Origin of the sequence: Testudinibacter sp. 'clade 2', assembly GCF_006227735.1 — a bacterium.
Taxonomy (GTDB): Bacteria; Pseudomonadota; Gammaproteobacteria; order Enterobacterales; family Pasteurellaceae; genus Chelonobacter.
On record NZ_VDHB01000118.1, the window covers coordinates 1 to 10,007 of the forward strand.

Annotated in this window: 7 protein-coding genes; 5 read left to right on the forward strand and 2 right to left on the reverse strand. The window is 48.0% G+C overall.

The window, feature by feature from the left end; translation table 11 throughout:
- Positions 1 to 179: 179 nt before the first annotated feature.
- The 5 genes from FHQ30_RS09460 to recD all read left to right on the forward strand — a co-directional run bounded on the left by FHQ30_RS09460 (position 180) and on the right by recD (position 8,005).
- Positions 180 to 359 carry a hypothetical protein gene (locus FHQ30_RS09460; RefSeq protein WP_132967191.1) on the forward strand — a complete coding sequence of 60 codons (180 nt, stop codon included), beginning with the start codon at positions 180 to 182 and terminating at the stop codon, positions 357 to 359.
- Between the two features lie 191 nt (positions 360 to 550).
- Positions 551 to 1,873 carry an NCS2 family permease gene (locus FHQ30_RS09465; RefSeq protein WP_139612000.1) on the forward strand — a complete coding sequence of 441 codons (1,323 nt, stop codon included), beginning with the start codon at positions 551 to 553 and terminating at the stop codon, positions 1,871 to 1,873.
- Between the two features lie 20 nt (positions 1,874 to 1,893).
- The gene (locus tag FHQ30_RS09470; RefSeq protein ID WP_139611999.1) at positions 1,894 to 2,250 is read left to right on the forward strand and encodes a DsrE/DsrF/TusD sulfur relay family protein; all 357 of its coding nucleotides are present in this window, start codon (positions 1,894 to 1,896) and stop codon (positions 2,248 to 2,250) included.
- A gap of 8 nt (positions 2,251 to 2,258) precedes the next feature.
- Complete coding sequence (recB, locus tag FHQ30_RS09475; RefSeq protein WP_139611998.1) at positions 2,259 to 6,008, forward strand: exodeoxyribonuclease V subunit beta; 3,750 nt, start codon at positions 2,259 to 2,261, stop codon at positions 6,006 to 6,008.
- On the forward strand, positions 6,008 to 8,005 hold the full coding sequence (gene recD / locus FHQ30_RS09480) for an exodeoxyribonuclease V subunit alpha (RefSeq protein WP_139612002.1): 1,998 nt from the start codon (positions 6,008 to 6,010) through the stop codon (positions 8,003 to 8,005). The genes recB and recD overlap by 1 nt, the downstream gene beginning before the upstream one ends.
- On the opposite strand, the gene FHQ30_RS09485 is transcribed toward recD, so the two are convergent.
- Entirely contained in the window at positions 8,002 to 9,252 is a 1,251-nt protein-coding gene (locus FHQ30_RS09485; protein ID WP_326480858.1) for a multifunctional CCA addition/repair protein, read from the reverse strand. The genes recD and FHQ30_RS09485 overlap by 4 nt on opposite strands.
- A gap of 11 nt (positions 9,253 to 9,263) precedes the next feature.
- Positions 9,264 to 9,878, reverse strand: coding sequence for a TIGR04211 family SH3 domain-containing protein (locus FHQ30_RS09490; RefSeq protein WP_139611997.1), 615 nt, complete (start codon positions 9,876 to 9,878; stop codon positions 9,264 to 9,266).
- Positions 9,879 to 10,007 lie beyond the last annotated feature (129 nt).

Below are 10,007 nucleotides of genomic sequence, written 5' to 3' on the forward strand. Positions count from 1 at the left end.
GATCAACAGACCCTAGTTTCGTTTGAAAAAAGGAAGTTCACAATGGCGACAGGAGTAATAATTCAAATATAAGTCCTACCTAAAAAAGATTAGTTTTAGCTCGACATTGACAAACCGCACTTTTTGCCTAAAATAAGCGTCGATCAAGTGATCGATTTATAAACAACAAAGGAAAAATAATGAAAAAGAAAAAGCAAGCCGCCGTCGCTGCGGTCAACAATTTTGTGGCGAAGAATATGGCGAAATTTACCCGTCATCAGATTCACGAAAAAAGCTATAAAGCGAGCCGTAAGTTGAATAAACAAAACCTGAAAAGAGAAAACCTCGATTCAGGTTTTGGCTTTTATGGGCTGGCGTAATTTGTTCTGACCGCACTTTCGATTTTACTCTCGTTTCCTGCCAAAAACACATCGCAGCCGGTATTGGTTTTTGTTACTATACTGACGAAAAGCCGCACACTAGATAACATATTCTGTCGTTCTGATTTTGAGTTCAGCTTTTCACCTTTTGATTTTTCTTATTTTTATTGATGAATAAACGGGAACTGACTATGCAAAATCAAGGCTTTCTGCAACGTTTTTTTAAACTGGAACAGCACGGCACCACGGTGAAAACCGAAATTATTGCCGGGATCACGACCTTTCTGACCATGGTGTATATTGTGTTCGTCAATCCGTCGATCTTGGGCGTGGCGGGCATGGATAGCCAAAGCGTGTTTATCACCACTGCGTTAATTGCCGCTTTTGGCAGTATTTTCATGGGGTTATTTGCCAATTTGCCGGTGGCACTTGCCCCAGCCATGGGCTTGAATGCCTTTTTTGCTTATACTGTGGTGTCTAAACTGGGCCTGTCGTGGCAGGTGGGGATGGGCACGATTTTTTGGGGGGCAGTGGGGCTGTTTTTATTGACGTTATTCCAAGTGCGGTATTGGTTGATCGCCAGCATTCCAACCAGTTTGCGTGTGGGGATCACCGCCGGCATCGGCTTGTTTATTGCGTTAATGGGCTTTCAAAATTCCGGTATCGTGGTTGCCAGCCCGGCAACGCTGGTCACGTTGGGTAACTTGTACTCTTCGCAAGTGCTGCTCGCCATTTTCGGTTTCTTTATCATTGTGATTTTGGCATCGCGCAATATCCATGCCGCCGTGCTGGTGTCGATTGCGGTGGTGACCGCACTTTCGTTGTTGCTCGGCAATGTGGAGTATAACGGGGTATTCTCGATGCCGCCAAGCGTTTCCAATGTGGTTGGACAAGTGGATTTGTCCGGGGCGTTGGACGTGGCATTATTGGGGATTATCTTCTCGTTTATGTTGGTCAACCTGTTCGATTCGTCAGGCACGTTGTTGGGCGTGACCGAAAAAGCCGGTTTGGCCGATGAGCAAGGGCGTTTCCCGAAAATGAAACAGGCGCTGTTGGTAGACAGCATCAGCTCGGTCAGTGGCGCTTATATCGGCACATCGTCAGTCACGGCGTATATCGAAAGCAGCTCTGGCGTGTCGGTTGGCGGTCGCACCGGTTTAACCGCAGTAGTCACCGGCATTTTGTTTCTGTTAGTCATTTTCCTATCGCCACTGGCCGGATTGGTGCCCCTGTACGCCACCGCAGGTGCGTTGATTTATGTCGGCATTTTGATGTCGTCCAGTTTGATTAAAGTGCGCTGGGACGACTTGACCGAAGCCACTCCGGCGTTTATCACCGCCGCTTTAATGCCGTTCACCTATTCGATCACCGAAGGGATTGCCTTTGGTTTCATCAGCTACTGTGTGATGAAAGTGTGCACCGGCAAGGTAAAAGCGGTTTCGATTCCGGTGTGGGTGGTGTCGATACTGTTTTTGGTGAAAATTATCTTTATTGATAAAGGGATTATGCACTAACCTGACAGGAGAAATGGCAAATGCAGCAGATTTTATTGGTAATTAACAGCGCCCCTTACGGCAATGAAAATTGTTTCAATGCGTTACGTCTAGCGTTAATGCTATTGGAAGAGTATCAACATGAGGTAGAACTGAAATTGTTTTTGATGTCCGATGCGGTGGTGGCTGGCTTGCAAGGGCAAGCGCCGAATGAAGGTTATAATCTGCAACAAGCATTGGAGATTATTACCGGTTATGGCGCTGAGGTGAAATTGTGTAAAACCTGCACCAATGCGCGCGGGATTACTGCGCTGCCTTTGGTTGACGGCGTGGAGATCGGCACGTTGGCAGAGCTGGCAGATTGGACATTGAAGGCTGATAAAGTGTTGAGTTTCTAGCGAATGTTATGCAAAAACTGAATCCGATTACACACCCTTTAAGCGGGGTTTCGTTGATCGAAGCCTCCGCCGGCACCGGAAAAACCTATACTATGGTGGCGCTGTATCTGCGCCTGCTGTTGAATATTGGAGAAAACGGTTTAGGGCGGGCGCTAACGGTGGAACAGATTTTGGTGATGACTTTCACCAAAGCTGCCACCCAAGAGTTGAAAGAGCGGATCCGCAGCCGGATTGTCGAATTGAAAGCCTTGTTACAGCAGGCCTTGTTACAGCAGGCGTCGCAATCACCGACAGCAACCTTTGGCAGTTCGGATCCTTTTTTGCATGCGCTTTATCTTGCGCTAAAACACGACTTGCCGACGGCAATTCTACGCCTAGAAACGGCGCAGCAGGATATGGATACTGCTGCGATTTTTACCATTCATGGTTTTTGCCAACGAATGCTGACTCGCCATGCGTTTCACTCCGGTATTGCTTTTGATCCGGAAATGGTTGAGCAGCAGGACAAGTTATTACTGCAACTGTGCCGAGAATATTGGCGTGAGCAGTTTTATCCACAAAATTTGGCGATCAGCCGCTTTATTGACTACAGCCTGCAATCGCCGCAAGCGGTGCTTGACTTGATCAAGCCTGCATTGGACGGCGAAATGCCGCAAGTGCGGTTTGCGCAAACCAATTCCTCACAAACGGATATTAACAGTTTTCTACAGCAGGATGTTTCTGATTATTTATCAAAAATTCAATCAATTAAGCAACAATGGTTAGCCGATAGTGATGAGATTTGTGCTTTATTTCTGGCAGAGATAAACCGCAAAAAAGATAAGCGTTTAGATGGCAGAAGCTATCAACAACGTTATATTGTGCCGGCTATTGATGAGATTAACACATGGGCAGCCAGTGATGCGTTGGCGCTAAATGAGAAATTAGTTAAGTATTTTTCGCAAACCAATTTGGATCAAAAAACCAAGGGTGAAGAGAAAATTACACATCCGTTGTTTGCGGCAATCGATCAAATTGCACCCTTGGGTTTTTATCAACGCATATTGCTGTGGCACTATATTAAAGGCGTGCGTGCCAAACTTGCCGAATATAAGGCCGGGCATAAGCAGATGAGTTTTGGTGATTTGCTCAGCCGTTTGAAAACCGCACTTTACGCTCAAGGTGGAAACGAACTGGCACAGTTGATCCGCCGACAATTTCCGTTTGCGATGGTGGACGAATTTCAGGATACCGATGCGGAGCAATACCAAATCTTTAAACGGTTATATCTTGATCAAGCCGATACCGGTGGCGGTGGCATGATTATGATCGGCGATCCGAAACAGTCGATTTATGCTTTTCGTAACGCTGATATTTTTACCTATCTGAGTGCGGCACAAACGGTGTCGAATCGCTTTACCTTAGATACCAACTGGCGTTCGACCCCAGCGCTGATTGGGGCGCTGAATACGTTGTTTGCACATAATGCACTGCCGTTTATTTATCCGCAAATTCAATATCAAGCGGTCAATGCGGGTAAGCCGACTCAAGATTTGTTGCTCAACGGCGTGCTGCAAAAGCCACTCAATTTTATGCTGAGTTCTAACGACAATACAGACGACATGGCACAGGCGTGTGCGATTTCGGTGCAACAGTGGCTGAAAGCCATTGAGCAGGGTCAGTGTTTGCTGGGCGGAGAAAATGGTTTGGCAGCAAAAGATTTTGCCGTGTTGGTGCGCAATAAAACCGAAGCGGATAAGATCAAATCGGCGTTGGCGCTGCTGGGGATTCGCAGCGTGTATCTGTCGGATCGCAGCTCGGTGCTAAACAGTGAATGGGCGCAGGTATTACGTTATTTATTAACTGCTTGTCTGAATCCGCACCGTGAACAAGCGGTGATGACCGTGTTGGCGAGCCGGTTGTTCGGTATGAACGCCGCTGAGCTATATCATCTGCGCCGAGATGAAAAAAGTTGGGAACAGTGGATCGCACAGTTTTTAAACTACCAGTCTATTTGGCAAACGCAAGGCGTGCTGCCGATGATTCACCGCTTGTTACAGCAGCAAAATTTACCGCCGAGGCTATTGGCGATGCCTGATGGTGAGCGGGCGATGACCGACATTCTGCATTTGGCGGAGTTTTTGCAGCAAGGCGCCACAGCAAATGAGAACGAGCATGCGTTGTTAAGCTGGTTTGAGCGGCAACTTGACAGTGATGAAGTTGACGCTGAGCAAGTGCGGTTGCGCTTGGAGAGTGAGCGTGATCTGGTCAAGATTGTCACGGTGCATAAATCTAAAGGGCTGGAATATGGTGTCGTGTGGTTGCCGTTCGTCGGGGCAGGCTATAAGCCAAGAGCTGACAATGCAAAGACATTACAGTGCTATCACGACAGTGATAATCAGCTGTGTTGGGATCTGGCGTTAAGCCATCGTGCGGAAACGCTGAAAGAAAAATTGGCAGAAGAGTTACGGCTGTTTTATGTCGCCGCCACTCGCGCCCGTTATCAACTGAATATTGGTTTTGCGGCACAAATGACGACCAAGCATAACTGGAATGCACTGGCGTATTTATTGTCTGAGCGAGCATTCGAGCAGGATGATGAGTTGTCGCTCAAAAATGGCAGTGAATTTATCACCGGTGAGCGACTTGCGCAGCGCTTTGCGGCTGATGATTACACTATTATGGCAATTGAAAGCCTTGAAGCAGAGGCGTGGCAGGCTGCCCCCTTGCCGATTGAGGCGGTGCAAGCGGCTGAATTTAATAGTAAAATCGAAAATAACTGGCGTATCAGCAGTTTTACCGCACTGGTGGCGATGCACCAGCGCAATCAAATGCGCAAGAATCGAGTGGTGTCCGAACTTGAAAAACCGGGCGAACGCTATCAGCCATGGCGTGAAGATGATGACGGTGACGTGTTGAATTACGAGATTATCTTGGGTGAGCAGTTGGTGAATGCAGCGCAGCAAGCCAGCGACAAAGTGGCAAGCATTACGCTGCCGACCTGTTGGCAACGCCAGCCACATACACCGTTCAATTTCCCCAGTGGCAGCTTGGTGGGCAGTGTTCTGCATGATTTTTTACAACATATGGATTTTAGCCGGGAGCCGGATCCGGCCGCAATCAGCGAGCTTTGCCGCAGACTTGAATTAGACGACACTTGGCTTGAGCCGTTAGTGCAGTGGTTGTGGCTGATTGGTCAAACGCCACTATCAGCGCCAGAGCCGACAGAATCAGCGACAGAAGAGCGGCAAGTGCGGTTGCAGGGCTTGTTGCCACAGGATTGTTTAAAAGAGTTGGCGTTTTTGATCAGTGTACAAAAGCCGTTGCGATCCGCTAAGCTCAACCGTTTATTACAACAGTATCCGCCGCTATGTCGGCAAATAAATCAACAAATACAGCAGCCGGTTGATTTTGATCTGGATTATTTCAAAGGGATGTTGCGTGGCTTTATCGATTTGGTGTGTCGGATTGACGGAAAATACTATCTGATCGATTACAAATCCAATCGGCTAGGCGATAATTATGTTGCTTATCTGCCACCGATTCTCAATCGGGTGATGGCCTATCACCACTATGATTTGCAATATTTGATTTACACCTTGGCGCTGCACCGTTATTTGCGGCAACGTGATGCAAACTATGATTATCAACGGGATTTTGGCGGTGTTTATTACCTGTTTTTGCGCGGCTTGAATGGCGAAAACGCACAAACCGGGGTCTATTTCGATAAACCGGATTGGCGCTTGATTGACGGATTGGACAATTTATTGGCGGAATGATGCTGACGATTTTACAACAACTGCAACAGGCTGGTGCAATCAGCCGTTTGGATTACCAATTTGCCCGGTTGATTGCGGAAAAACAGCAGCCGTATGCCTATCCGCAGCCAATTGCCGACCTTGCGATTTTGTTGGCGGCACTGTCCAGTTATCACAGCCAAAACGGCAGCACTTGCCTCAGCCCGACTGATTTTGAGCATGGCGATTTCTTTGACTTGGCAATGCAAGCTGAATGGCGACCGCTGTTGCAACAGATTCAGCAGCGTTTGAATGGTATTATGCCAAGCCAGTGGCAATATTTATTACAAGAACAACAGCATATCGCTTTTAGTGAACAATTTGCATCGGCTCAATTTGCACCAGCTCGTCCGCTGTTGTGGTTAAACGGTCTGTTGTATTTATACCGCAATGGCGTTGACGAACAGCAAGTTGCGCAACAGTTATCGCGGCGCTCGTCACAAGCTGTCACCTTATTTGAGTTGCCCCAGTTGGCGGAATTTCTAGCGCAACTGTTTCCGGCAACAGATTCGCAGATTGACTGGCAAAAAATTGCAGTTGCCACCGCACTTCGACATAATTTCAGTGTGATCTCCGGGGGGCCGGGCACCGGTAAAACCCGTACTGTGTGCAGCTTATTGTTGACCTTGCAATGGCAACAGCAGCAATGGCAGGCAGAACCGCTCAGTATTGCCTTGGTGGCGCCGACCGGCAAAGCTGCGGCTCGTTTGAGCGAATCAATTGGCAACAGTTTGGCGCAACTGCCGTCGACTATCGATCATCAACTCAAACAGCAGATTCCGTTGCAGGCACAAACATTGCACCGCCTATTGGGAATTCAATCGGATCGGCGGCAAGCCCGCTATCATCAAGCTAGTCCACTGCCGTTTGATCTGCTGCTGCTGGACGAAGCTTCGATGATTGACTTGAATCTGTTTACCCAATTGCTGAATGCACTAGCGCCGCATACTCGCTTGATTCTGCTGGGTGACAAAGATCAATTGGCATCGGTGGAAAGCGGAGCCGTGATGGCACAGTTGTGTCAATTTTTGCCACAGGGCTACAGTCGACAACATTGTGCTTATCTGGAACAAGTGACCGGGCAAAATTTAGACACAATTCAACATGAATCGGTTGAGCATGGCCATCCGATTCGTGATTGCCTCTGTTTTCTGCGTAAAAGTTATCGCTTTGATCAAAACTCAGGCATTAAAGTGTTGGCGGAAAGTGTCAATTTAGGGCGTTTCGACAGTTGGCAATGGTTTGCCCAGAAAAGTGATTTAACTTGCTATCCTTATCCGCTTGAGCAGCCTGCCAATACAGTTGAAAACCGCACTTTCAACCCGACACTCAATGCGCTTGAGCTGATTTTAAAGCATGCGGTCAATTGGTATGCCGACTATCTGCAAGCAGTGCATCAATTTGATGATTTCAGCCATGAATCGCTTAAAACAGTTTTTACTGCCTTTAATAAAGTGCGGTTGCTGAGCGGTTTGCGTAGTGGTGAATTTGGGGTGGAGCAGTTGAATATGGCACTCAGTGAGCGCTTGCGGCAGAAAGGATTGTTGAATTTTCGCCAGCGTCATGAAGGTTACCACGGCAAACCGATTATGGTGCTGCAAAACGACAATGCCGTGGCGCTGTATAACGGCGATATCGGTCTGTTTTTGACCGACAAACAAGGCAATAGCCGAGTCTGTTTTGAAGATGGTAAAGGTGGATTTCGTGATGTCTCACCAAGTCGTGTGCCGCCGCACGAAGCCGCATTTGTCATGACCGTACATAAATCCCAAGGTTCGGAATTTGCACATACGGTGCTGATTTTGCCGCTGACTGCCAGCCCGGTGCTCAGCCGTGAATTGCTCTATACCGCAATCACCCGTGCCAAAACCCATTTCAGCCTGTTTGCGACACAACGGGTATGGCAAAGTGCGGTACAGAAACCGATTTTAAGACGCAGCGGCTTGTATGGATTGCTGAATTTAATGAGTAGCCCCTAACGCTTAGCGGCAATCGCTTTTATTCTTTGCAAGGTCAATTGTTCGCGAATTTGCTGTTTTTGATAGCCGGCGACGATGATCGCCTGCACATCAACGGCAACCGCACGTTGATAAAATTGCCGAGCCAGATGCGCTTGTGGATAATCGCTGTGTTCAAAGCCCAAGCGTCCGCGCGTATCTGCCAGACAGACGGTTAAAAGCGCGTTCAGGTTTTGTGGTTTACGCCACACATCTAAACTGTCAAATAAGCGTACAATGGTAGAGGGTTTCAACACTTGAATGCGGTGAATATGGCTGTGATAGCGACAGCATAACACCGCAAGCTGTTGGTAATGATTCGGCACTTTCAAACGGTGGCACAATTCGATTGTCGGCTGCACGCCCAGTTGTTCATGTCCGTAGTGGTGCGGATAGTTTTCCGCAGGTGTGCGAGCTTTGCCCAAATCGTGACACAAAGCAGCAAAACGAATGCTAGCAGCATCCGGTTGATCGTCTGTCAATTTTGCTGCTTGCTCCAGCACCATTAAGGTGTGGATGCCGCTGTCGATTTCCGGGTGGTGTTGTGGCGGATTTGGGATGCCGAATAAGGCATCTACTTCAGGAAACAGTCGTGCCAATGCGCCGCAGTCGCGCAAGCTTTGAAAATAGACCTGTGGCGAGGTGGTTTTTAACGCTTTTTCCGTTTCCAGCCAAACCCTTTCCGGGGTGAGATGATCCAATTCGCCACTTTGGGTGATCTGCTGCATCAGTTGTAGGGTTTCAGCAGCAATCTTAAAACCTAAATGGGCAAAACGTGCATGAAAACGGGCAACACGCAGCACTCTGAGCGGATCTTCGGCAAACGCAGCGGAAACATGGCGTAAAGTGCGGTTTTGCAAATCTTGAAGGCCATGATAGGGATCAATTAATTCGCCGTCGAGACGTTGTGCAATCGCATTGATGGTCAAATCGCGGCGCAGCAGATCTTGTTCCAAACTGATGTCCGGGGTGAAATCAACCGCAAAGCCTTGATAGCCGTGACCGCACTTGCGTTCAGTCCGTGCCAGAGCGTACTCTTCTTGGGTTTGGGGATGCAGAAACACCGGGAAATCTTGCCCGACTTGGCGGTAGCCTTGTGCCAGCATATGTTGCGGGGTTGAACCGACCACCACCCAGTCACGATCTTTTACCTCAAGCCCCAACAGCTGATCGCGCACGGCGCCACCGACCAGATAGATTTCAAGTTGCGATTGCAGAGTTTTCATCATCGTAGAATGAATTATGACCAACCGTCACGGCGACGGCGACGAGGTATAATATTCGGCAGAATTAAGCCGAGCAGCAAGCCGACCAGCATCACCGAACCGCCATAGATAAACCAGCGGATAATAATCTCTTGTTTTTCGGCGCTTAGCAGTGCTTCATACTCTTTATTTTTATTGCTGCTGATGTCTAATTGGCGTTTGAGCTGGCTGTTTTGTTCCAACAGCTGACTGCTTTGGCTTTCGGCTTGACGGCTGCGACGTTGCATTTCAGAAACGCGCTGTTGCCACTCTTCATCAATGCGGTTCAATTTTAGCGTCAGCTCTTGAATTTGGTTTTTTAGCGCCGGGATCAATTCTTTACTGCTGGCTTCGCTGCTCAGTTCGCTGGTAAGAATCCAAGCTTCGCGGTTACGACTGTCACGAATTTGGCTGTATTTGTCTTTTTGGCTGAGTACCGTCACTTTTTCACCGGATTTAATCGAACCGGCAATCCGATAATCATCGCCGGCGCCACGGCGTAAATAGGTGCTGAGATCTTCGGTGACGTAGCGAACCTCTGCGGCGCTGACACTTTGTGCGGCAAGGGTGACAAAGGCGGCAACAAAGACAGTTTTGAGAAATTTTTTCATGTGATTACCAATAAATTGCGCTGTTTTTAATTTAAACATTCAATCTTTAAATTTTCAATGCGATGGGCGGATATAAAATCTGCCTAGACTGCTAATAAAGGTTAAAATAAACGATTAATATTGTAAAAG

What these genes read in the sequence shown, in the direction of transcription:
- FHQ30_RS09460 (WP_132967191.1), top strand. Translation starts at nt 180, where the DNA reads ATGAAAAAGAAAAAGCAAGCCGCCGTCGCTGCGGTCAACAATTTTGTG.
- FHQ30_RS09465 (WP_139612000.1), top strand. Translation starts at nt 551, where the DNA reads ATGCAAAATCAAGGCTTTCTGCAACGTTTTTTTAAACTGGAACAGCAC.
- FHQ30_RS09470 (WP_139611999.1), top strand. Translation starts at nt 1,894, where the DNA reads ATGCAGCAGATTTTATTGGTAATTAACAGCGCCCCTTACGGCAATGAA.
- recB (WP_139611998.1), top strand. Translation starts at nt 2,259, where the DNA reads ATGCAAAAACTGAATCCGATTACACACCCTTTAAGCGGGGTTTCGTTG.
- recD (WP_139612002.1), top strand. Translation starts at nt 6,008, where the DNA reads ATGCTGACGATTTTACAACAACTGCAACAGGCTGGTGCAATCAGCCGT.
- FHQ30_RS09485 (WP_326480858.1), bottom strand. Translation starts at nt 9,252, where the DNA reads ATGATGAAAACTCTGCAATCGCAACTTGAAATCTATCTGGTCGGTGGC.
- FHQ30_RS09490 (WP_139611997.1), bottom strand. Translation starts at nt 9,878, where the DNA reads ATGAAAAAATTTCTCAAAACTGTCTTTGTTGCCGCCTTTGTCACCCTT.